Origin of the sequence: Serratia sp. JSRIV002 (genome assembly GCF_019968725.1) — a bacterium.
Taxonomy (GTDB): domain Bacteria; phylum Pseudomonadota; class Gammaproteobacteria; order Enterobacterales; family Enterobacteriaceae; genus Chania; species Chania fonticola_B.
Genome location: NZ_CP074143.1, coordinates 370,775 through 392,485 on the forward strand (window position 1 = coordinate 370,775; position 21,711 = coordinate 392,485).

At 56.6% G+C, this 21,711-nt stretch carries 19 protein-coding genes; 11 read left to right on the forward strand and 8 right to left on the reverse strand.

The genetic code is table 11. The features are described 5' to 3' along the window. The first annotated feature begins 115 nt into the window (after positions 1-115). Complete coding sequence (locus tag KGP26_RS01620; RefSeq protein WP_094983293.1) at positions 116-1,072, forward strand: AEC family transporter; 957 nt, start codon at positions 116-118, stop codon at positions 1,070-1,072. Here the strand turns inward: KGP26_RS01620 and KGP26_RS01625 are convergent. Continuing rightward, positions 1,053-1,406 (reverse strand): hypothetical protein, encoded by a 354-nt coding sequence (locus KGP26_RS01625; protein ID WP_094983292.1) that lies wholly within the window; start codon positions 1,404-1,406, stop codon positions 1,053-1,055. The genes KGP26_RS01620 and KGP26_RS01625 overlap by 20 nt on opposite strands. A 156-nt stretch (positions 1,407-1,562) precedes the next feature. Between KGP26_RS01625 and KGP26_RS01630 the strand changes: the two genes are divergently transcribed. Then, the gene (locus tag KGP26_RS01630; RefSeq protein ID WP_223664939.1) at positions 1,563-2,426 is read left to right on the forward strand and encodes a carboxylate/amino acid/amine transporter; all 864 of its coding nucleotides are present in this window, start codon (positions 1,563-1,565) and stop codon (positions 2,424-2,426) included. On the opposite strand, the gene metR is transcribed toward KGP26_RS01630, so the two are convergent. Further along, complete coding sequence (gene metR / locus KGP26_RS01635) at positions 2,423-3,373, reverse strand: HTH-type transcriptional regulator MetR (protein WP_021807976.1); 951 nt, start codon at positions 3,371-3,373, stop codon at positions 2,423-2,425. The two genes, KGP26_RS01630 and metR, sit on opposite strands and share 4 nt — an antisense overlap. 105 nt (positions 3,374-3,478) lie before the next feature. Between metR and metE the strand changes: the two genes are divergently transcribed. Together metE and KGP26_RS01645 are read left to right on the forward strand one after the other, a co-directional pair. Further along, entirely contained in the window at positions 3,479-5,755 is a 2,277-nt protein-coding gene (gene metE / locus KGP26_RS01640; RefSeq protein WP_223498726.1) for a 5-methyltetrahydropteroyltriglutamate--homocysteine S-methyltransferase, read from the forward strand. 125 nt (positions 5,756-5,880) lie between these two features. Continuing rightward, positions 5,881-6,768, forward strand: coding sequence for an AraC family transcriptional regulator (locus KGP26_RS01645; RefSeq protein WP_094983290.1), 888 nt, complete (start codon positions 5,881-5,883; stop codon positions 6,766-6,768). Positions 6,769-6,915: 147 nt separating this feature from the next. On the opposite strand, the gene KGP26_RS01650 is transcribed toward KGP26_RS01645, so the two are convergent. The 5 genes from KGP26_RS01650 to KGP26_RS01670 all read right to left on the reverse strand — a co-directional run bounded on the left by KGP26_RS01650 (position 6,916) and on the right by KGP26_RS01670 (position 11,963). Further along, on the reverse strand, positions 6,916-7,260 hold the full coding sequence (locus KGP26_RS01650) for a PTS fructose-like transporter subunit IIB (RefSeq protein ID WP_021807973.1): 345 nt from the start codon (positions 7,258-7,260) through the stop codon (positions 6,916-6,918). 21 nt (positions 7,261-7,281) lie between these two features. Further along, entirely contained in the window at positions 7,282-8,178 is an 897-nt protein-coding gene (locus KGP26_RS01655) for a [formate-C-acetyltransferase]-activating enzyme (RefSeq protein WP_218519980.1), read from the reverse strand. Then, entirely contained in the window at positions 8,144-10,441 is a 2,298-nt protein-coding gene (locus KGP26_RS01660) for a formate C-acetyltransferase (protein ID WP_223664940.1), read from the reverse strand. Before KGP26_RS01660 ends, KGP26_RS01655 begins: the two co-directional genes overlap by 35 nt. A 66-nt stretch (positions 10,442-10,507) precedes the next feature. Further along, positions 10,508-10,828, reverse strand: coding sequence for a PTS fructose-like transporter subunit IIB (locus KGP26_RS01665; protein WP_094983287.1), 321 nt, complete (start codon positions 10,826-10,828; stop codon positions 10,508-10,510). A gap of 58 nt (positions 10,829-10,886) precedes the next feature. Next, a complete protein-coding gene (locus KGP26_RS01670; RefSeq protein WP_094983286.1) occupies positions 10,887-11,963 on the reverse strand; it encodes a PTS fructose transporter subunit EIIC in 1,077 nt (358 codons plus the stop codon). Positions 11,964-12,324: 361 nt separating this feature from the next. On the opposite strand from KGP26_RS01670, the gene ptsP reads away from it, so the two are divergent. Further along, positions 12,325-14,826 (forward strand): phosphoenolpyruvate--protein phosphotransferase, encoded by a 2,502-nt coding sequence (ptsP, locus tag KGP26_RS01675; protein ID WP_223664941.1) that lies wholly within the window; start codon positions 12,325-12,327, stop codon positions 14,824-14,826. Positions 14,827-14,877: 51 nt separating this feature from the next. Beyond that, positions 14,878-15,543 (forward strand): fructose-6-phosphate aldolase, encoded by a 666-nt coding sequence (gene fsa, locus KGP26_RS01680; protein WP_223664942.1) that lies wholly within the window; start codon positions 14,878-14,880, stop codon positions 15,541-15,543. A gap of 88 nt (positions 15,544-15,631) precedes the next feature. Here the strand turns inward: fsa and KGP26_RS01685 are convergent, their stop codons facing one another. Then, positions 15,632-16,459: a dienelactone hydrolase family protein gene (locus KGP26_RS01685; protein ID WP_223664943.1), complete on the reverse strand. Its 828-nt coding sequence runs from the start codon at positions 16,457-16,459 to the stop codon at positions 15,632-15,634. 302 nt (positions 16,460-16,761) lie between these two features. Between KGP26_RS01685 and udp the strand changes: the two genes are divergently transcribed. The 5 genes from udp to KGP26_RS01710 all read left to right on the forward strand — a co-directional run bounded on the left by udp (position 16,762) and on the right by KGP26_RS01710 (position 21,569). Beyond that, positions 16,762-17,523, forward strand: a complete 762-nt coding sequence (udp, locus tag KGP26_RS01690) for a uridine phosphorylase (protein WP_021807966.1) — start codon at positions 16,762-16,764, stop codon at positions 17,521-17,523. Positions 17,524-17,674: 151 nt separating this feature from the next. Further along, positions 17,675-18,457 carry a tyrosine-protein phosphatase gene (locus KGP26_RS01695; RefSeq protein ID WP_223664944.1) on the forward strand — a complete coding sequence of 261 codons (783 nt, stop codon included), beginning with the start codon at positions 17,675-17,677 and terminating at the stop codon, positions 18,455-18,457. An 86-nt stretch (positions 18,458-18,543) separates the two neighbouring features. Then, entirely contained in the window at positions 18,544-19,074 is a 531-nt protein-coding gene (locus tag KGP26_RS01700; protein WP_021807964.1) for a DedA family protein, read from the forward strand. A gap of 285 nt (positions 19,075-19,359) precedes the next feature. Continuing rightward, positions 19,360-20,148 carry a histidine phosphatase family protein gene (locus KGP26_RS01705; RefSeq protein WP_081050576.1) on the forward strand — a complete coding sequence of 263 codons (789 nt, stop codon included), beginning with the start codon at positions 19,360-19,362 and terminating at the stop codon, positions 20,146-20,148. Positions 20,149-20,255: 107 nt separating this feature from the next. Beyond that, entirely contained in the window at positions 20,256-21,569 is a 1,314-nt protein-coding gene (locus KGP26_RS01710; RefSeq protein ID WP_223664945.1) for an OprD family outer membrane porin, read from the forward strand. The last annotated feature ends 142 nt before the right edge of the window (positions 21,570-21,711 follow it).

Here is a 21,711-nt window from a genome sequence, read left to right on the forward strand (position 1 = left end):
TCTACCATGTCCCCGGTCTGTACAGAGAGAGGGTTAGGGTGAGGGCCATTCACTTTGACTAAACCAGAACATAGCGACGTCAGCCCGTTGCCGCCGCGCCATCGGAAGGGATGCGATGCCTGCCTTTATTGTTTCGCTGTGGCACCAGATAGTGCTGTCTTTGCCGTTATTTGTGCTGATCGTGCTGGGATATGGCCTTATCCGCTGGGGAAAGTGGCCATCTGCCATCACCGATGGCCTGACCCGCTTTGTGTTTTCCCTCGCCCTGCCTGCCATGTTGTTTCGCATGATGTGCGATTTCTCGCAACGTCCAGCAGTGGATGCCCGCCTGCTGATCGCCTTCTTCGGCAGTTGCCTGATCGTCTTCGTAATCGGCCGCATTGCCGCACGGCGGATCTTCAAGCTGGACGGCGTTTCGGGGTCGGTATTCGCTCTGGGCGGCATTTTCTCCAATAACGTCATGCTTGGCCTGCCGATCGCCACGGTGATGCTGGGAGAGGAGGCCATCCCATCAGTGGCTCTGGTGTTGGTATTCAACGGCCTGATTCTGTGGACGTTGGTGACCATCTCCATCGAATGGGCACGTAATGGCTCTCCCACGCTGCAAGGCTTTATCAAAACGGCGCGCAGCGTGCTGACCAACCCGCTGATTATCGGCATCCTGTCTGGCACGCTGTTCAGCCTGACCGGCCTGCCACTGCCGGTGTTTGTCGATCAACCGGTCAGCATGCTGGGCCAGGTGGCGGCTCCGCTGTCGCTGGTGGTGCTCGGTATGGGGCTGGCGGAATACCGTATCAGCGAAGGCTGGCAACTGAGCAGCGCCATCTGCTTTCTCAAGCTGATCGTCCAGCCGATGGTGGTCTGGCTGCTGGCTTGGTCAATGGATTTACCCCCAATGGAGACCCGTGTTGTGGTACTGCTGGGCTCCATGGCGGTGGGGGTGAATGTCTACCTGATGTCACGCCAATTTAACGTTCTAACGGGCCCTGCCGCTACCAGCCTGGTGATGTCCACTGCGCTGGCGGCGATCACCACCCCGTTAATCCTCACCGTTATGGGGGTAAGGGTGTAGCCGGGAGCGGTGCCTGCGGTATTACCGGAGCAGTCTGGTTAAAGGGATTAACCGGCTGATTGCCGTTTTGCAGCATCTTGCCAGTGGTCATCTGTGGCTGCATCGGGTTGTTATTGCCGTTATAGGGCAGCATTTTCGGCTGGTTGGCCTTGAGCGGATAACCCTGCTGCTGGCGCTGCTCCATCTGCTGGTTGTTCAGCATGCGCTGCTGCTGTGCCTGCTGGTCGCGCTGGTTGAGAAAGTGCTGTTGCTGGCTGAGCGTAGTGACCCCGTTTTCCGCCGCAGCCAGCCAAGGTAGCCACAGCAGGGCGGTGATAATAAGGTGACGTTTCATGTTTACCTCCGGTTCTCCCGATAGTCTTAAGCCTAACGTAGTCAGGCAAAATTGCCGTTAGTTTATTTTACATTCAAACGTAAACCTCCTTTGCGCCACATTGTTGTTCTGCTTCCGCTACAATCGCCCTTTCGGATCTTTTAGGGTGAACTTGTCGTGCTGCTTCTGGTTATTACCACCATTTTATGGGCATTTTCTTTTAGCCTGATCGGCGAATACCTGGCAGGCAATGTCGACAGCTGGTTCTCGGTGCTGATGCGCGTTGGGCTGGCTGCGCTGGTGTTTCTGCCGTTCCTGCGCTGGCGCAACATCAAGCTGAAAGTGATCCTGCTGTATATGCTGGTGGGTGCCTTCCAGCTTGGTATCATGTATCTGATTAGCTTCCGTGCTTTTCTCTATCTGAGCGTGTCGGAATTCCTGCTGTTTACGGTGCTGACGCCGCTGTACATCACGCTGATTTACGATCTGATCAGCGGCCGCCGTCTGCGTTGGGGCTATCTGTTCAGCGCGTTGCTGGCCGTGCTGGGGGCGGCGATTATCCGCTACCACCAACTGAGCGATCACTTCTGGTGGGGGCTGCTGCTGGTGCAGGCGGCGAATATCAGCTTCGCCATCGGCATGGTGGGTTACAAACGCCTGATGGAAGTACACCCGCTGCCGCAACATACGGCATTTTCCTGGTTCTATCTGGGCGCGGCGGCAGTAGCGGTGGTCGCCTGGTTCCTGTGGGGTAATCCGAACCAACTGCCAACCACCAACCTGCAATGGGGCATTTTGGTTTGGCTGGGCGTGGTGGCTTCCGGATTGGGCTACTTTATGTGGAACTACGGGGCGACACAGGTGGATGCTGGTACGTTGGGCATCATGAACAATATGCATGTGCCCGCGGGCCTGCTGGTTAATTTTGCTGTTTGGCATCAGCAGCCGCACTGGGCCAGCTTTATTATCGGTGGCTCGGTGATTGTCGCCTCGCTATGGGTACATCGCCGCTGGGTCGCGCCGAAAGCGGCTGGTCGCTAGCTTAAAGACGCTAAGGATTTGGTGTCTGGCAGGCTGCCCATCGGCCGGGCGGCATCACGCACGAACGGCAGATGCTCGCAGGCGTGCTGACGTGCCGAGCGGATAAAGGCTTCGGTGACCGTTTGGCGCTGCTCACCGTCGCGGGTAGCGGCATACAAGCGGCTCCACAGGCCATCCCCGAGCGTCTTGGTGACGACCAGCCCCTGGCGCTCAAAACTCTCCACCACCCAGTGTGGTAACGCGGCGATCCCCATCCGGGCCGACACCATTTGAATCAATAACAGCGTGTTATCGACGTTTTTCAGCGCCGGGCTGACGCCTGCCGGCTGCAGGAAATGACGCCAGATGTCCAGCCGTTGGCGCTGCACCGGGTAGATCATCAGCACTTCATCACTCAGGTCTGCCGGTTCAATGTGCGGCTTATTGGCCAACGGGTGATCGGGAGCGAGGATCAGCCGGACTTCAAAGTCGAACATCGGCGAATAGTGCAGCCCGCTGCGCGGCAGGATGTCAGAGGTCAGCACCAGATCCAGCTCACCTTGTTGCAGGGCTGGTTGCGGATCGAACGTCACGCCGGATTTGAAATCCATCACCACCTGCGGGAAATAGGAGCGGAAGTTGTCCAACGCCGGCGTCAGCCACTGAATACAGCTGTGGCATTCGATGGCGATGCGCAGCGTGGTTTGATGCGGTTCGTGGCAGGCCTGCAGCGCCTGTTGGATCTGCGGCAATACCTGCTCTGCCAGCTGTAGCAGGATCTCCCCCTGAGCGGTAAAGCGCAGCGGCTGGCTTTTACGAACAAACAGCTTAAAGCCCAGACGCTGCTCCAGATCGCTGAACTGATGCGAGAGAGCAGACTGTGTCTGATGAAGCTGTGCGGCGGCGGCGGCCAGGGAGCCGGTATTACGCAGAGCCTGTAGGGTCCGTAAGTGTTTCAGTTCGATCATGAGAGTCCTTCACAGTGACAGTGAAAATATTGCGCTTGTGGATCATACAGTACCTGCGGATTATGGATGTGTAAACATCTGGACGGCTAAATGGGAAATATGACGATGACAATTCTAAATCACACACTGGGTTTTCCACGCGTTGGTCTGCGTCGTGAACTGAAAAAAGCGCAGGAAAGTTACTGGGCAGGTAATTCAACACAGGAAGAGCTGTTGGCGGTTGGCCGCGAGCTGCGCGCTCGTCACTGGCAACAACAACAGCAGGCCGGGGTGGATTTGGTGCCGGTTGGCGATTTTGCCTGGTACGATCACGTGCTGACCACCAGCCTGCTGCTGGGCAACGTCCCGGCACGTCACCAAAATAAAGATGGCTCGATCGATCTCGATACCCTGTTCCGTATTGGCCGTGGCCGCGCACCCACCGGTGAACCTGCGGCAGCGGCGGAAATGACCAAATGGTTTAACACCAACTATCACTACATGGTGCCTGAGTTTACTCAAGGCCAGCGGTTCAAACTGGGCTGGACTCAACTGCTGGATGAAGTTGACGAAGCGTTGGCGCTGGGCCACAAAATCAAGCCGGTGCTGTTGGGCCCGTTAACCTATCTGTGGCTGGGCAAGGTGAAGGGCGAGCAGTTCGACCGTCTGTCACTGCTGAACGATATCCTGCCGGTCTACCAGCAAGTGCTGGCGGAGCTGGCCAAACGCGGCATCGAGTGGGTACAGATCGACGAACCTGCGCTGGTGCTGGAACTGCCTAAAGCCTGGTTGGAGGCCTTTAAACCGGCTTACGCCGCGCTGCAAGGCCAGGTCAAACTGCTGCTGACCACCTATTTCGACAGCATTGGCCATAACCTCGACACCATCCGCGAACTGCCGGTGCAGGGGCTGCATGTGGATCTGGTCGCAGGCAAAGATGATGCTGCTGCCCTGAACAACGCGTTGCCTAAAGAGTGGGTGCTGTCGCTTGGGGTGATCAATGGCCGTAACGTCTGGCGTGCTGATGTGAGCAGTTGGTTTGAACGCCTGCAGCCGCTGGTTGGTAGCCGCCCGCTGTGGATCGGCACCTCGTGCTCGCTGCTGCACAGCCCGATCGATCTGAGCGTGGAAAGCCGTCTGGACGAAGAAGTGAAAAGCTGGTTCGCCTTTGCGCTGCAAAAATGCGCCGAACTGGCGCTGTTGAGTTCAGCTCTGAATGCACCAGGGGCAGATAAACAAGCCAAACTGGATGCCTACAGCGCACCAATCCGCGCCCGCCGCCAATCCAGCCGCGTGCATAATGCGCAGGTTGAGCAACGCCTGGCGGCCATCACTGCCAAAGACAGCGAACGTCAGCGCCCTTATGAACAACGTGCTCAGGCTCAGCGCGATCGCTTCAACCTGCCAGCCTGGCCAACCACCACCATCGGCTCCTTCCCGCAGACCACCGAAATCCGCGGCCTGCGTCTGGACTTCAAGCAGGGCCGCCTGGATGGGAGTAACTACCGCACCAGCATCGGCGAACATATCAAGCAGGCCATCGCCGAGCAGGAACGCCTGGGGCTGGATGTGCTGGTGCACGGCGAAGCCGAGCGTAACGACATGGTGGAATACTTCGGCGAAAACCTGGACGGCTTCGTGTTCACCCAAAACGGTTGGGTACAGAGCTACGGTTCCCGCTGCGTGAAACCACCGGTGATTATTGGCGATATCAGCCGCCCGGAAGCCATCACCGTAGAGTGGGCCAAGTTTGCCCAGTCGCTGACCGACAAGCCGGTAAAAGGCATGTTGACCGGCCCGGTGACCATTCTTTGCTGGTCCTTCCCGCGTGAAGATGTGAGCCGTGAAGTGATCGCCAAACAGATTGCGTTGGCGCTGCGTGATGAAGTGGAAGACTTGGAGAAGGCCGGTATCGGTATTATCCAGATCGACGAGCCTGCTCTGCGCGAAGGCCTGCCGTTGCGCCAGTCCGATTGGGCCGCGTACCTCGACTGGGCGGTGGATGCCTTCAAACTGAACGCCGCCGTGGCGCAGGATGATACCCAGATCCACACCCACATGTGTTATTGCGAGTTCAACGACATCATGGATTCTATCGCGGCTCTGGATGCAGATGTGATCACCATCGAAACCTCTCGTTCCGATATGGATCTGCTGGAAGCGTTCAAAGAGTTCGACTATCCAAATGAAATCGGGCCGGGCGTTTACGACATCCACTCGCCGAACGTGCCAAGCGTGGAATGGATCGAAGCGCTGCTGCGTAAAGCGGCACAGAATATCCCGGCGGAACGCCTGTGGGTGAACCCGGACTGCGGCCTGAAAACCCGTGGCTGGCCAGAAACCCGGCAGTCGCTGGCCAACATGGTGTTAGCGGCTCAGCGTCTGCGCGACCAGGTGGTCTGATCCAAAAACGATATTTTACTCAAGGGCGCTTTGGCGCCCTTTTCTTGTTCTACTCCCGCGTTTTCCTCGCTGCTATTGGTTATTATCAAGTCTCGTTGTTCACTTGGTTTGAAGGATTATTCCCGATGAAACACCCGCTGGTGGCCGTGTTGGCTCCGCTGCTCGATGACGGGCAGGGGATCCGGCAGGTTTATTTTGCCGGTAACCAACATCCGGCCCCGGAGCTGGCTTATCAGGTAGGCTTTCCACGCCTTGAGCTGGTGGTGGACGGGGAGCAGGAAATGGAGTGGGAGGGCAGCCAGGGAGTGCGGCAACAACAGATACTGCTGCCGGGGGATGTGCTGTTTGTCCCGGCGCAAGGCTGGAACAGCCCGCGCTGGCAGCAACCTACAACCACGCTCAGCCTGTTGTTTGGCAAGCAGCAACTCGGCTATAGCCTGCTGGGCTGGGATGGGGAAAACACGCTGCCGCTGGGTAAGGATAACGTGGCGCGCCGTGGCCCGCGTGTGGGGTCGTTCATGTTGCAGGCGCTTAACGAACTCTCCTGGCATCAGAGCGATCAGCCTACCGCGCGTTTCCTGGTAAAGGGCTTGCTGAGCCATGCGCTCGATCTGTTTGGCACCTCGGTGAGAACCGCCTCGCGCAGCCAGGCGCTGTTTGATGCGGTGCGGGGTCACCTGGAGGAACATTATCGTGAGCCGCTCACCCGCGAGTCGGTGGCCCAGGCGTTTTATATCTCACCGAATTACCTTTCTCATCTGTTCCAGAAGGCCGGTGGCATCGGGTTTAACGAATATCTTAATCACGTGCGGCTGGAGCAGGCGAAGCACCTGCTCAAACGCTATGACATGAAGGTGAAAGAGGTGGCGCACGCCTGCGGGTTTGTCGACAGCAACTATTTCTGCCGCCTGTTTCGCAAGAACACCGAACGTTCCCCGTCGGAGTATCGCGGTCAATACCACAGTGAACTGGGCCCCTCACCCCAACCCTCTCCCACAGGGAGAGGGAGCTGATAGCCCTTGCTCTTTTGCAAGTAAAGAGGCCATATCAGCGAACGCGATCGTCCCGTCATCCAAGGTGAAAAACTATAATTTCAGAGATACTCGATCGGTCCCCTCTCCTTGGGGAGAGGGTTAGGGTGAGGGGGGCTAACACCGTAGTTAAACTACGCGGATATGCGTTTCCTGGGGCGAAGCGGCGGCCTTGCGTACCGCACTGAGCGCCTTCTCCGGCGTGCGCAGAAAGGTGTTGATGCCGATCTGCACGCAGCGGTGGTGCTCAAAACGCTCACTTTCCGCCAGCAGAATATCGCTGATCAACAGCACCACGTCGGCCTGGGCAAGATCGTCCGCCGTCAGCGAATTTTCAATCCCCAATGCACCCTGGGTTTCTACTTTGACCGGCCATTTCTCCTGCGCGCACAGTTTTTCCAGCCGCTCGGCAGCCATGTAGGTATGGGCGACCCCGCTGATACAGGCCGTTACCGCTACGAGTTTTATCGTCATGTCAGCCCCTTTTTCTGCTGTTCAACCGCCAATGATCACCCGGTAACCTGCCTGTTGCGCCATCATCTGCAAAGGGGCGATCTGTTGTTCTGTCGGGGCCGCTACGCCGCGCATGGCATATTCTCGTCCCAGCAGGGTATATTTCGCCTCGCCATACTGATGAAAAGGCAGCAGATGGATCTCTTGTAGCCCAAAAGGCGCCAGGAATGCCAGCACCTGCGCCATATTCTCCGTGCTCAAAGTGTAGCCGGGTATTAACGGCAGGCGCGGGATCAGGTTAACTCCGCGCTGCACCAGCGCGGTAAAGTTTGCCAGCACCCGTGGCAGATTGATGTTCAACTGATGTTTGGCGGCCTCGGCATCCATGATTTTCAGATCGAACAGGACTTGGTCGCAGTGTTCTGCCAGGGCCAGCACCTGGGCCTGCGAGGCATCTCCGGCGGTTTCAACGGCGGTATTGATGCCCAACGCCTGCAAGCGCTGCAACAGTTGGGTGGCAAACTCGGCCTGCATCAGCACTTCACCGCCGGAAAGCGTCACCCCGCCGCCGGAGGTGCGATAAAACACCTCATCCTTGAGGATTTGCTGTAACAGCGCCTCCAGCGTGATGTTTTGCCCGATCAGTTCCATCGCTCCGCTTGGGCACTCCTGTGCGTCGTTCAGGCAGGGCTGGCAGCGCAGGCATTTGGCCTCGCGGCGTACGCGATGGATCTTGCCGGACATCGACTCCGGGTTGGCACACCAAGGGCAGCTATGTGGGCAGCCTTTGAAAAACACCACGGTGCGGATACCGTGGCCGTCGTTCAGCGAATAACGCTGAATATTGAAGATCCGGGCCATTGGCTCCGCGGGTGTCGCCCGGGAAAACCCGGGCGTGATCAGGTTACAGTTGATGCGCTGTACGGCGGATGATGTCATCCTGGATCTCCTTCGACAGCTCCACGAAGAATGCGCTATAGCCGGCAACACGCACCACCAGCCCGGCGAAGTCCTGTGGCCTGGCCTGCGCTTCCTTCAGCGTTTCGGCATTCACCACGTTGAACTGCACGTGTTGTAGCTTGAGCTTGGTAAAGGCCCCGAGGAAATCAGCCAGTTTATTCAGCCCTTGCTGACCTTCCAGCGTACTTGGGGTGAATTTTACGTTTAGCAGCGTACCGTTGGAGAGCAGGTAGTTATCCAGCTTGCTCACCGATTTCAGCACCGCCGTCGGCCCCTGGCCATCCTGGCCGAGCATTGGCGAAAGCCCGCCGTCCGCCAATTGTTCCCCTGCATAGCGCCCGTCTGGTGTGGCTCCCACCACCGCCCCCAATGGCACGTGGGCAGAAACGGTATAAGAGCCGGGGGTAAATTGACCGCCGCGCGGGTTACGGTACTTTTCCACCTCTTTGCAGTAAAATCGCAGCAAATCGGCGCTGATCAGGTCAACTTCGTCGATATCATTGCCGTATTTGTCGAAGCGGTTGATCAACCGTGCGCGGATCTTTTCCCCTTCCGGTGTGGCGAAGTTGGCCTTCAGCGTGGCCAGTAGCTCATCAAAGCTCAGGCGCTGTTGATCGAACACCAGGCCTTTCAGGGCAAACAGCGAATCGCTCAGGTTGGCGATGCCGATACCTTGTACCCCGGAGAAGTTGTAGCGTGCGCCGCCTTCGGTGATGTCTTTGCCGTGTTGCAGGCAGTCATCGATAAAGGAAGACAGCAGCGGCACCGGTGCCCAGTCGCGGTGGCCGATATCGCAGATGTTGCTGCCTTCGGCCATCAGCCGGACGTAATGACGGATCTTTTCGCGAATGTGATCCAGCAACTGCGGATAGGTGAGGCTGGCGTTGCCTTCGTTATCCAGCAGCGTCAACTCCATCACTTTCAGCAGGTTGAACATGGCAATGTCGTGCAGGCCGTAGGTGCGCCCTGGGATCGACAGCTCAACACAGCCCACTACCGCATAATCACGCGCATCTTCCAGTGAGACGCCACGGTTCAGGAACGCTGGCACCACCACTTCATCGTTAAAGATTTGCGGAATACCGGTGCCGAGGCGGATGGTTTCGGCGGTTTTCAGCAGGAATGGCCGATCGATGAACTCATTGACCCGCACACCGAGGTTCGGCTGTGGCAGGCGGATATTCTGGTAGGCATCCAGGCACAGGAAAGACAGTACGTTGACCGCGCTGCGGCCGGTTTCCGTCAGGCCGCCCAGCAAGATGGTATAGCCGGTAGGGAACCCAGCGAAATAACGAGCGCTGGAAGTAGAGCGCAGCAGCACGATATCGTTGCATTTCACCCACAGGCTTTCCAGCAGCTCCTTCAGGAAGGCCGGATCCTGCCCCTGGTTGAGGGAGGCTTGATAAAACGGCAGCATATACTGATCGAAGCGGCCCAGCGACAGGGAACTGGCGTTGGATTCATACTGCAAAATGATGTTCATATACCAGAACAGCTGGCACGCCTGGTAGAAATCCTGCGGCTTGTGGTGGGCGTTGTGGCTGGAGATCTCAGCGATGCGCAGCAGCTCGGCGCGGCGAGCCTCATCGCTGCATTGCTCAGCCATTTGGCGTGCCAGGCTGGCATAGCGCAGAATATGGTGCTGCGATGCTTGTAACAATAACAATGCTGCGGCATAAAACGCGTTGTCTGGCTGCTGATCAGCATGACTTTGCAGTTCGGCTAGCAGGCTATCCAGGCCGTTATTCAGCAGGCGCGGATAATCGATGATGATATGCCCCTGGCCCTTATCTGTCTGGTTGACGCTGAAAATCTGGGTCTGGGTAGCGGCTTTAACCTCCTCTGACATCTGGCCGTTGATGAAATCCTTCATTGAACGTTTTTCCCAATAAGGATAAAGCTGCTCGCGATACACCTGCTTGTCCGCTTCGGAAATGGCAAAGCGATCCTGCGGACGGGTTGGGAAAGCATCCAGTTCTTTCAGCAGCCAGTAAGGGTCCATCTCTGGCGACACGATCCCGGCCCGCGGCTTCACCGTACGGTTACCGGCAATCAGTTCATCTTCCCGCAGGGTGATTGCCACGTGATCGAGAATATAGGCGGTTGCCTTGGCACGGCGGATGATGGTGGGTTCTCCCTCGGTCTGCCGGTGGCTGGCGGTATAGAGCAGTGCGCGTTCGAGTGAAATTTCACGCGGGGCGGAGAACAGGGCGGCTTTTAGACGTTCGATCCGGGAGATCATCACATTTTCCTTTTGTGCGGTAATGGGGCGGGAAAACCCGGCACGTGTGCCGGGCTGGCTGAGCGGTTAAGCCTTTTGCGCTAAATGGGCGGCAATCTTCTCCATGATGGCATCGGCTCGTTTTACCGCGTCGCTGATGGCCACGCGTACCACGGTTTTCCCTTTAAAACGTTCTTCAAACTTGATGCCGATATCCTTGGTCAGGATCACCACGTCGGCGGCTACCACGTCTTCGGCCGTCAGTTCGTTTTCCAGGCCGATGGAGCCTTGGGTTTCAACTTTGCACTGCCAGCCTTGCGCTTTGGCGGAACGCTCGATGGCCTCGGCAGCCATGTAGGTATGGGCAACGCCAGATGGACAAGCGGTTACAGCGATAATCATGGTCATATTTAGTTCCTCAACGATACCCGTCATCTCTCAAGACGTAGCTTGAGAGCGTATTTATTCAGTTAATTTCGAAATCCAAGTCCAGATCATCCTGGGCGACTTTAGTAGCCTGTTTCTTGGCAGCAAAGCTTTTCAGCAGGTTAACCAGCAGGGCGGTGACCACCATGCCCACCAGCAGCGCGGCTACGAAGCCCAGCTTGCCTTCAACGACTGGCAGCACAATCAGACCACCCCAACCGGCGTAGCACTGTGCACCCACCAACGCGGCCGTCACGGCGGCGCAGGCAGAACCAATCATGATGGAGGGGATCACGCGCAGCGGATCGGCAGCGGCGAACGGGATAGCCCCTTCGGTAACGCCGACGCAGCCCATCAGCAGTGCAGCTTTACCCGCTTCGCGCTCTTCTGGGGTGTAGTATTTGCGGCCAATCAGCGTGGCGAATCCCAGGCCGAGCGGTGGGGTGGCGATGGCAACGGCCGCGATGGCGACCACCGAATACACTCCCTGAGCGACGCAGATCAGCATAAAGGCGTAGGCCACCTTGTTAACCGGGCCGCCCATGTCAAACGCCAACATCAGGCCCATGATGATGGCCAGCACGACGATGCTGCCCTGCTGCATACCTTGCAGCCAGTGGGTCAGGCCGTTGGTCAGAGCGCCAACCGGTTCACCCAGGCCCCACATCATGATGCCTGCGGTAAGCAGGGTGCCGATGATTGGGATCACGAAGATCGGCATCACCGAGCGCAGGATCTTCGGCACCGGGATCTTCTTGAGATAGAACACAATAATCCCGCCCAGCAGGCCAGCGATGATCGCCCCGAAGAAACCAGCCCCGAAGGATGCGCCTACCCAGGCCCCAATCGCCGAGGGAGCCAGCGCGGAGCGATCCGAGATGGAGTAGCCGATATAGGCCGCCAGGAAAGGCACCATCAACGTCAATCCGGCCACGCCGATATCAAACAGTTTTTTCAGGTTAGGGTCCGTCGCCGCATCGGGGACAGCCCCTTTGCCATACAGCATCACGGAGATAGCCAGCAAAATGCCGCCGGCGACCACAAACGGGATCATATGGGAGACGCCGGTCATCAAGTGCTGGCGTGTGTTTCTTAGAATATTGAGTAGCTCTTTCATCGTTCACTCCCTGGCCGCAACCAGCGTGCTTCTGAGATAAAACCACCGGGGAATGACCCCTGATGGATAAAGGTTGTTGGCTATCACAATAGGCATCTGGCGGAACTATCAACAGTGGATAAAATTGCCATTTACTGGATTTTTGTATTGTCAGGAGAAAAGTGCGATCTAACTCAAAGTGTGCGACAGAATAAACCGGGCTTGTGGTAACGGGCTTTGTGAGCGGCATCGCATTTATGCCGTCAGGATACATTTGTCCAGTGTTTGACATTTTTATCCGATAGCCCTGGGCCGCGCTGCGCTTTTATCCTTGTGGCAAACCGGTGTTGTTCACCGCTGCTTTTGGTATGAGGAAAGAGTGATGGCGAAAATTGTGACGTTTACCTGCGCGCTGCCCAACGGGGTACATGCCCGCCCAGCCAGCCATATCGAAACCCTGTGCAACGGTTTCCGTTCCCGCTTTGAATGGCACAACTCGCGTAGCGGCCTGCGTGGCGACGGCAAAAGCGTGTTGTCACTGATCGGTACCGATACTTTGCTGGGTGATGAATGCCGCATCACCATCGAAGGGGAAGATGAACAGGCGGCATTTGAGCGCCTGAGCCAGTTTATCCAACATGAATTCCCGCACTGCGACGAAGTGTTGCCACAGGTGAATGACCAGGCAGAGCAGGAGCCTATCCCGCAGTCTTTGGCTAACCTGAATCCAACGCTGGTACTCGCTCGCTCCGTCAACCAAGGCACCGCCAATGGCAAACTGGTGCATCTGGCGCGGGTAGATTTAAACGCCCTGACGTTGCCGCCTACGCAATCTGTTGAACAGGAGCAGCAGCAGTTGGCCGAAGGGTTGACGCGCTTCGGCAAGGCGTTGGATCTGCAACTGATGGGCGGTAACGGCACCACCACGGCGGTGCTGGAAGCGCATCGCTCCTTGCTACGTGACGGCGCATTCCGCCAGCACCTGCTTGATGGCGTGTTGGCAGGGGAAAGTTGTGCCGCTGCCATTGTGGCCACTGCAGCCCACTTCAGCCAGCAACTGGCACAGTCTGCCAGTGCCTATCTGCGCGAGCGCGAACTGGATATTCGTGATGTCAGCTTCCAGCTGTTACAGCAAATTTATGGCGAGCAGCGCTTCCCGGCGCAGCAGGCACTGAGTGTAGACAGCATTTGCATCACCGATGAACTGACTCCGAGCCAATTCCTGGAGCTGGACAAGCGTTATTTGAAAGGCCTGTTGCTGGGCAGCGGTGGCAGCACCTCACATACGGTGATCCTGGCGCGCTCCTTTAACATTCCAACCCTGGTTGGCGTTGATGCCGCTGCAATGCTGCCATATTTGAATCAATCGGTGCAGATCGACGGCGATCTTGGGCTGGTGGCCTGCGATCTCAGCGAACCGGTTCGTCGCTATTATCAGCAGGAGCAGTGGCTGAGCGAGCAGATCCGCAGCCAGCAAAGCGCCTATCTTGATCAACCGGGGCGTACGGCCGACGGTGTGCGGATGGAAGTTGCCGCCAATATCGCCCATGCGGTAGAAGCGGAGGCGGCCTTCGGCAACGGTGCAGAGGCAGTAGGCCTGTTCCGTACCGAAATGCTGTATATGGATCGCCTGACCGCGCCTTCCGAAGATGAGCTTTACAACATTTACTGCCAGGCAGTGGAAGCCGCAGCAGGCAAGACGATCATCGTGCGTACCATGGATATCGGCGGCGACAAGCCGGTGGATTATCTGAACATCCCGGCCGAAAACAACCCGTTCCTCGGTTACCGGGCGGTGCGTATCTATCAGGAATTCCTGCCGCTGTTCCGCACCCAGCTACGCTCGATCCTGCGTGCTTCGGCACACGGTCCGCTGAAGATCATGATCCCGATGATCTCCTCAATGGAAGAGATCCTGTGGGTGAAGGATCAACTGGCCGAAATGAAGCAATCGCTGCGTGCCGGGCAGATCCCGTTCGACGAAAAAATTCCGCTCGGCATCATGCTGGAAGTGCCTTCGGTGCTGTTTATCATCGACCAGTGCTGTGAGGAGATCGACTTCTTCAGTATCGGCAGCAACGATCTGACGCAGTACCTGCTGGCGGTGGATCGTGATAATGCCAAGGTCATCAAGCACTACAACAGCCTGAACCCGGCGTTCCTGCGTGGGTTGGATCATGCGGTGCGTGAAGTGCACCGACATGGCAAATGGATCGGCCTGTGTGGCGAGCTGGGGGCGAAAGGTTCGGTGTTGCCACTGCTGGTGGGTATGGGGCTGGATGAGATCAGCATGAGCGCGCCTCCCATTGCCGCCACCAAAACCCGCCTGGCCAAGCTGGACAGCCGCGAATGCCGTTTGCTGCTCAACCGGGCCATGGCCTGCCGTACTTCGCTGGAAGTGGAACACCTGCTGGCCCAGTTCCGTATGGAGCAAAGCGATGCGCCGCTGATCACGCCGGAATGCATTGCCCTGGGGGCAGATTGGCGCAGCAAAGAAGAGGTGATCAAAGGGATGGCAGATAACCTGCTGCTGGCCGGGCGTTGCCGTTACCCCCGTAACCTTGCCGCCGATTTGTGGGCGCGTGAGGCGGTATTCTCCACCGGCCTGGGCTTTGGCTTTGCCATTCCGCATACCAAATCTGAACATATTGAACAGTCCACCATCAGCGTGGCCAAGCTGGCGCAGCCGGTTGTTTGGGGCGATGAAGAGGCGCAGTTCGTGATCATGCTGACCCTTAATAAACATGCCGCCGGCGACCAGCATATGCGTATTTTCTCCAAGCTGGCGCGGCGCATCATGCATGAAGGTTTCCGTGACGCACTGGTAAACGCAGTGTCTGCCCAACAGGTAGAAGCGTTGCTGAAACAAGAGCTTGAACTGTAATCCATTTTTGGGCGCTGCGGCGCCCTTCATTTTTAGCCTTGAGGAGCAACTATGGAACTCTATCTGGATACTGCCGACATCAATGCGGTGAAACGTTTGGCACGTGTGTTGCCGTTGCAAGGGGTGACAACTAACCCGAGCATTGTGGCAGCGTCACGCACGTCGCTATGGGAAGTGCTGCCCGCTTTACGCGATATCATCGGTGGTGAAGGGAAGCTGTTTGCCCAGGTGATGGCGACCACGGCCGAGCAGATGGTTGAAGAGGCGGTCATGCTTCACCAGCGCGTTCCTGGCGTGGTGGTGAAAGTACCGGTGACGAGTGAAGGGCTGGCCGCGATCAAAATCCTGCAAGGCTTGGCTGTTCCAACGCTGGGGACGGCAGTGTATGGGGCAGCACAGGGGCTGCTTTCTGCCTTGGCAGGGGCGAAGTATGTGGCACCTTACGTCAACCGCGTGGATGCCCAGGGTGGCAATGGCATTGCTACCGTGCAGGAGTTACAGCACTTGTTAGAACTGCACGCCCCGCAGGCCAAGGTGCTGGCCGCCAGCTTCAAGACTCCACGTCAGGCACTGGAGTGCCTGTTGGCAGGTTGTGAAGCTATTACCTTACCGGTCGATGTCACAGAGCAGTTTATCAGCGCCCCGGCGGTGCAGGCGGCGGTTGAGAAGTTCGAGCACGATTGGCACGGTGCGTTCGGCACTTTGTCACTGAGCTAAGTTAGTTGCTTAACTGACAAGCATCAGGGGCACTTGCTGCCCCTGAAACTGCTGATATTTCCCTCCTAACTCGACATATTGCGCCCGTCTATTTCACCCCATGCTGGCTGAACCAGGCCAACATGCGCTGCCAACCGTCGGCGGAAGCCTCCGCGTTATAGCTTGGCCGGTAATCGGCGTGGAAAGCATGACCCGCTTCTGGATAAACCACGATTTCCGCATCGGCATTGGCTGCTCGGATCGCCTTGCGCATGGTTTCCACCGTTTCCTGCGGAATGCTGCCATCCTGGCCACCGTATAGCCCAAGTACCGGCGTCGAAAGATCGATCGCTATATCAACCGGATGCTTCGGCGAATTCAAGGTTTTCTCCCCCACCAGCTTGCCGTACCAGGCCACTGCCGCTTTCAGCTGCGGATTATGCGCGGCATACAGCCAGGTGATGCGACCGCCCCAGCAGAAACCGGTGATCGCCAACTTGCCGGCATCGCCGCCGTGGCGCGTTGCCCAATGCGCAGCGTGATCCAGATCGGCCAATACCTGGCTGTCTGGCACCTTGCTGACCAGCTTTTGCATCAGCTCGCTGATTTCGCTGTACTCTCTGGCATCGCCTTGGCGGAAATAGAGTTCTGGAGCGATAGCCAGATAACCCTGCTTGGCCAGGCGGCGGCACAGATCCTGAATGTGCTCATGCACGCCAAAGATTTCCTGCACGACCAGCACAATGGGGAACGGCCCTTGATGATGGGCCGGTTTGGCGATATAGGCTGGCAGATCGTCCCCCTGCGAAGGGATGGTGGTTTCCCCCACGTGTATATCCTGCACATCGGTCAGAATGGTTGAGGTGGCCAACGGTGCGACGGCCGGGGTAAATCCCCCGTTGACCTGTTTTAACGTCATTTGTTGTTCTGTTTTCATTGATTGCAGGCTCCATGCGTTAGAGAAAAAGCGCGGCAGTTAACTATAGGCAGATTAGCGCTTATTAGCATCGCATGGCGAATTTTCGCGCAGGATAGCAATGGCCGCTCAGGCAGCAAGTTGGTATAAACTGAATGGAGATTAAGCGTGTCAGGGTTTTTTATGTGATATTAATCACAAAAATAATGTAGATGAATTTCTGTTTCTTTATTCAAGGTGATGATCATCACGAAATTTAACAGCGATTGTCAGTAGAATCTCTGTTTGTTCCTCCCAAAAACCGTATCCATGAGGAGTCCCCCATGTCTCAGTCTGACGTTTTCCACCTCGGTCTCACTAAAAATGATCTGCAAGGCGCTACATTGGCCATCGTCCCTGGCGATCCGCAGCGTGTTGAGAAAATTGCCAAGCTGATGGAAAACCCGGTTCATCTGGCTTCCCACCGCGAATTTACCTCTTGGCGTGCAGAACTGGATGGCAAGGCAGTGATCGTATGCTCAACCGGTATCGGTGGCCCGTCTACCTCGATCGCCGTTGAAGAGTTGGCACAGCTGGGTATCCGTACCTTCCTGCGTATCGGCACGACCGGTGCCATTCAGGCCAATATCAACGTGGGCGACGTGCTGGTGACAACCGCTGCTGTGCGCCTCGACGGTGCCAGCTTGCACTTTGCCCCAATGGAATTCCCGGCAGTGGCAGACTTTGCCTGTACCACTGCGCTGGTTGAAGCCGCCAAGGCTAGCGGTGCTACCACGCATATCGGCGTGACCGCCTCTTCCGATACCTTCTACCCAGGCCAGGAACGTTACGACACCTATTCCGGCCGTGTGGTCAGCCGCTTTAAAGGCTCAATGGAAGAGTGGCAGGCGATGGGCGTGATGAACTATGAAATGGAATCCGCCACTCTGCTGACCATGTGCGCCAGTCAGGGCCTGCGTGCGGGGATGGTTGCCGGTGTGATCGTTAACCGCACCCAGCAAGAGATCCCGAATGCGGAAACCATGAAGAAGACTGAAAGCCAGGCGGTGCAAATCGTCGTTGAGGCTGCTCGCCGTCTGCTGTAATCCCCGTTAAAAGCGGGCCGTTTGACGGCCCGTTTCTCCTTCTGTTACGGTTACCCCCTCTGTGTCATGCTGCTGGCCTGCTGCTGCTGGGGTCTTGCCATTGCTGGCCGTATGGCAGCTAATCTCAAGACAATCAACATAAAGGACGTCTATGACCGCTCAGATCCTGCTCCATCCTTCACTTGCGCCGCTAGACGGTGGCATCAACTTCCGCGATTTAGGCGGCAACAGCGTGGCCGATGGCCGCCGCATCAAACGCGGGCTGCTGTTTCGTTCCGGCGCTCTGGATCGCTTGAGTGAAAACGACTGTAGCTACCTGGCTCAGGTGCCAATGCGCTCGGTGCTGGATTACCGCGACTTCGACGAAGTGCAGGCTAAACCTGACGTGCTATGGTCGGGAGCCGACTATTATCACGTGCCAGCCAATCCGCTCAGCAGCGAAGTGAATGCCAACCTTGAAAAACTCACCGACGAAACGCTGGCCAAGTTTGATGCCCGGGCCTTTATGCTGGAGCTGTACCGCCGCCTGCCGTTCAATAACGCTGCCTATCGCCAACTGGCGCAGCTGCTGGCTCAGCCTGAAGGCGGTGCGATTGTGCAGCACTGTGCGGTAGGCAAAGACCGTACCGGAGTTGGTTCGGCGATGGTACTGCTGGCGCTGGGTGCGGATGAGGCTACGGTAATGGAAGATTATCTGCTGACGGAAACCACGCTGGCGAGCTACCGTGAACACATGCTGGATCAGATCGCTAGCCGTTTGAACGACGCCTCGGTGGAGCAGTTTGCCTATGTGCTCAGCGCACGTGAAGAGTTCCTGGCGACTGCGTTGGGTTGCATTCATGAGCAATATGGCTCCACCAACCGTTGGTTGGAGGCCGAATATGGGCTGGGGCAAAGCCAGCTCGAGACGTTGCAGGCGCGCTATCTGGAATAACGGCACCATGTTTAACCGGGGTTTAACCAGTGAGGTAGGGTACTGCGTATCCTTGAGGTCGGATCCGTTCTCAAAAGGAGCAGGCTATGAACCTCAATGACGTGATTGACTGGGTTAGCGAAACAGTGCGCCAGCATGAAGCCTGGGCGATCCCGATCGTCTTCTTCCTGGCGTTTGGCGAGTCGCTGGCCTTCCTCTCGCTGTTGCTGCCTGCCACGGTTATTCTGCTGGGGTTGGGGGCGTTGATTGGCGAGAGCGGGATTGCCTTCTGGCCGATCTGGGCGGCGGCCGCCGCCGGTGCCTTCTTTGGTGACTGGCTCTCCTATTGGGTCGGTTATCACTATCAGGGGCGTGTAGCCCATATGTGGCCGCTGTCACGCAATCCGCAGCTGTTGGTGCGTGGCCATGCGTTTTTTGAGCGCTGGGGCGTGCTGGGTATCTTCTTTGGGCGCTTCTTCGGGCCGTTGCGCGCCGTAGTACCGCTGGTGGGGGGCATTTGTGCCATGCCGCAAACCGCGTTCCAGATCGCCAATGTGGCCTCGGCAATGGTCTGGGCCTTCGGCATCCTGGCGCCAGGCGCCTTTGGTATCAAATGGTTTACCCAGTGGATGGCATGAACCGGCGCCTTGCCAAATAACCTCATATTTTAATTATTCAGCGCACAGTGAGAATTCGATCACGAATTTATCCTTAACCGGCGTTTTTTAATTCCCTTATTTTTTTAACGGTGTTACTTTCCCAATAAGTGGATTGTTACTGTGAATAAACAGGCAAAACCCAAACCCGTTGACGAACCAATGTCATGGGTTTGGGTTTTTTTTCGCCCTTATTTTGGCAAATGATCTGCCGATGATTAAAAAAATTAACCTATAGACGTTATTTTGTTCACTAAGGAAAGATTTATGAAAATTAAAACCTGGCTACTGGCCTCCGTACTTGCCGTTTCCTCTGCTGCAGCCTTCAACGTAACCGCCGCGCAAAGCGACAGCGTCGATATCTATTTTGCCCGCCACGGTAAAACACTGCTCAATACCTACGATCGCGTGCAGGGCTGGGCTGACTCACCGCTGACACCGGCCGGGATCGAAACCGCGCGCTATCTGGGGGCCGGGTTGAAGGAGATCCCTTTCGATAGCTTCTACACCAGTGACGCTGGCCGCCAGCGTGAAACGATGCAGGTGATCCTCAAGGAAATGGGGAAGCCGGACGCTAAGGTCACGGAATTGACCGACCTGCGCGAAATGTTCTTCGGCGGTTTTGAAGGACGCGCTAACGCAGAGATGGCCGACGCTGCTGCCAAGAAGCTGGGCCTGGCCTCTGGTGCCGAGATGTTCAAGCAAATGGGCGAAGGCAAGATCAGCCTGATCCCGATGGTGGATGCCATCACGCAAAGCGATGATAAGCAAGAGGCGGAAAGCGCGCAGCAGGTCAAAACCCGTATGCAACGAGCCTTGCATACCATGGTGCAGAATGCGGTGAAGAACGGGGATAAAAACATCCTGGCGGTCTCTTCCGGGCTCTCGATGCAGATGATGATTTCCGATATGACCGATAATCCGAACAAAAATAAGCCACTGACTAATGCGGCCGTCGTCAAGATGACTTATAAAGACGGGAAATATACCGTAACCGATATTGGCGATATGACTTATGTCGCTAAAGGGAAAGCGTTACTAAATAAAGCACCTTGATGAGTACCCAATAAAAATAACCCACCCTTTTGGCTCGGGGATATTATCTGGGGCGATAGCATATCGCCTCGGCAGGGATTTTCTATACCTTTTCGGGGATAACAATAATGAAACGTTCTGCTTTAAGCTGTCTGGTCGCTATTTCGCTATTCTCCACCGCGGCCCAGGCCAGCGTTGATGACGTCCTGAGTTCGCCCTTTTTCAGCGACAGCCACGCTGAACTGTCGCTGAAAAACTACTGGAAGTACCTCAAGGAAGATGCCGCCAATCCAAAAGAGGTGCATAACGCCTGGGGGCAAGGGCTGGCGCTGGGCTATCAGTCCGGCTATCTGGCGGACTTTATCGGCGTTAATCTTGATTACTACAGCGCGGTAAAGCTAGGGGCCAGTGATTACTTCAATACTCGTGGGGTGCTGTATAACAACGGCCCCGGCAACAGCAAAGAGAATGCTGCTGGCTACAGCAAGGTGGGCCAACGCTATATCAAGTTGAAAGGCGACGTGGGCGGCGCAGCGCTGAATGCGCAGGCTGGCTGGCAGGTGTTGCGTAACTACGGTGTGATTTCCACCTCCACTCGCCTGTCGCCTACGACTTATCTGGGATGGTCCGGTGGCGTATCCGGTGCCGGGCTCTCTTTGCGCGGCGCGTATGTTGAACGTTCGATGGATCGTAGTTCACCCAACAGCCTGCGCTTGCAAACCAACGATGGCCGCTATATCAACCATCTTGCCAGTGCCGAGCTGGGTTATGAGAATAAAGCATTTAACGGTCAACTGGCCTACGGGGAGTCTCAGGACTATCTGCGCCGTCAGATCTTGCGTATGAGCTACAAGGTCGATGAGAAACTCAGCCTGGGCAGCCAGATTTACACTACTCAGGCGCTGGATGACTATAAACAGATGGCGCTGAGCAAGCGCAACTTCGATCATAACGCCAACCACTATGCGCTGGATGCCAAATGGCAGGAGCCGCTGTGGAGCGTCAAGCTCGGTATTTCCCACACGCGGGCACCGAAGGGAGAGGGTCAGTTGGGCTTCTACCCGCGCCATATGTCAAAAAACTCACGCGGGACCTTTACCTCCATGGCCTATGCCGGTGAAGACTATATGCGCGATGGCGAAACCATGCTGGCCACCATAGCGGAATATCGCATCACGCCTGAGTTTACCGCCGGGCTGGCGGGCAACGTTGGCCAATTCAGCTATCAAGGTGCCGCGGTGCGTACCGGTGAGATTAACGTCTTTGGCCGCTGGGCACCTTCCCATCCCAAGCTGAAAAACCTGACGGTATTCGCCATGGCTGGGCCGGGCTGGTCTTATAAGAACAGCAATAAAACGCCGATACTGGTGGATGGGCATTCCCAGACCTCCCACTCGCTTTCCACCGAGTTTATCGCCGAATACCGTTTCAAACTGTTTTAACCTGCCTTATTAGCGCGGTACCTCCGTGGTTACCGCGCTCACTTCTACATAAAAACAGACTGGACATCCATACAGGCTCCCTTTAACGTGGCAGGCAACAGGCGTAAAACGCGCCGCAAGTGCATGCATGACAGGAGGCAGG

Bases quoted from the DNA above. Each gene is read 5' to 3' on its own strand.
- KGP26_RS01620 (WP_094983293.1), top strand. From the start codon at position 116: ATGCCTGCCTTTATTGTTTCGCTGTGGCACCAGATAGTGCTGTCTTTG.
- KGP26_RS01625 (WP_094983292.1), bottom strand. From the start codon at position 1,406: ATGAAACGTCACCTTATTATCACCGCCCTGCTGTGGCTACCTTGGCTG.
- metR (WP_021807976.1), bottom strand. From the start codon at position 3,373: ATGATCGAACTGAAACACTTACGGACCCTACAGGCTCTGCGTAATACC.
- metE (WP_223498726.1), top strand. From the start codon at position 3,479: ATGACAATTCTAAATCACACACTGGGTTTTCCACGCGTTGGTCTGCGT.
- KGP26_RS01645 (WP_094983290.1), top strand. From the start codon at position 5,881: ATGAAACACCCGCTGGTGGCCGTGTTGGCTCCGCTGCTCGATGACGGG.
- KGP26_RS01650 (WP_021807973.1), bottom strand. From the start codon at position 7,260: ATGACGATAAAACTCGTAGCGGTAACGGCCTGTATCAGCGGGGTCGCC.
- KGP26_RS01655 (WP_218519980.1), bottom strand. From the start codon at position 8,178: ATGACATCATCCGCCGTACAGCGCATCAACTGTAACCTGATCACGCCC.
- KGP26_RS01660 (WP_223664940.1), bottom strand. From the start codon at position 10,441: ATGATCTCCCGGATCGAACGTCTAAAAGCCGCCCTGTTCTCCGCCCCG.
- KGP26_RS01665 (WP_094983287.1), bottom strand. From the start codon at position 10,828: ATGACCATGATTATCGCTGTAACCGCTTGTCCATCTGGCGTTGCCCAT.
- KGP26_RS01670 (WP_094983286.1), bottom strand. From the start codon at position 11,963: ATGAAAGAGCTACTCAATATTCTAAGAAACACACGCCAGCACTTGATG.
- ptsP (WP_223664941.1), top strand. From the start codon at position 12,325: ATGGCGAAAATTGTGACGTTTACCTGCGCGCTGCCCAACGGGGTACAT.
- fsa (WP_223664942.1), top strand. From the start codon at position 14,878: ATGGAACTCTATCTGGATACTGCCGACATCAATGCGGTGAAACGTTTG.
- KGP26_RS01685 (WP_223664943.1), bottom strand. From the start codon at position 16,459: ATGAAAACAGAACAACAAATGACGTTAAAACAGGTCAACGGGGGATTT.
- udp (WP_021807966.1), top strand. From the start codon at position 16,762: ATGTCTCAGTCTGACGTTTTCCACCTCGGTCTCACTAAAAATGATCTG.
- KGP26_RS01695 (WP_223664944.1), top strand. From the start codon at position 17,675: ATGACCGCTCAGATCCTGCTCCATCCTTCACTTGCGCCGCTAGACGGT.
- KGP26_RS01700 (WP_021807964.1), top strand. From the start codon at position 18,544: ATGAACCTCAATGACGTGATTGACTGGGTTAGCGAAACAGTGCGCCAG.
- KGP26_RS01705 (WP_081050576.1), top strand. From the start codon at position 19,360: ATGAAAATTAAAACCTGGCTACTGGCCTCCGTACTTGCCGTTTCCTCT.
- KGP26_RS01710 (WP_223664945.1), top strand. From the start codon at position 20,256: ATGAAACGTTCTGCTTTAAGCTGTCTGGTCGCTATTTCGCTATTCTCC.